The sequence below is a fragment of the Mycobacterium sp. UM_11 genome (assembly GCF_001414075.1).
In the GTDB taxonomy this organism is placed as follows: domain Bacteria; phylum Actinomycetota; class Actinomycetes; order Mycobacteriales; family Mycobacteriaceae; genus Mycobacterium.
Genome location: NZ_LATC01000282.1, coordinates 1 through 298 on the forward strand (window position 1 = coordinate 1; position 298 = coordinate 298).

A 298-nucleotide genomic window follows, 5' to 3' on the forward strand; every position below is an offset into this window, starting at 1 on the left:
GGCCCCGCGCGCCAGGTACGGCCCGCCCCGGTTGAAGATGTCGGCGCCGGTGTTGCCGAACCCGGCCGCCGACAACAGCGCCTGATCCAGATCCTTCTGCTGCGCGTTGATGGTGCGCGAGGTGACCACCGCGTCGTTCAGGAAATCGATCAGGTCGGGCGCGGCGTTGGCGTAGGTGTCGCCCAGCCCGGCCAGCTGCTGAATGTCGCGGCGCGCCTGGGGCATCTGCGGATTGACGTCATCGAGGATCGCGTTGGCGTTGACCACCGACTGGCCGAACCTGTCGCCCAGCCCGGTC

General features: G+C 69.1%; 1 protein-coding gene. It reads right to left on the bottom strand.

Annotated features, from left to right (window positions below; genetic code table 11):
• Positions 1-298, bottom strand: a 298-nt coding sequence (locus tag WU80_RS25035; protein ID WP_197281373.1) for an MCE family protein, incomplete at both ends; no start/stop codon positions are given.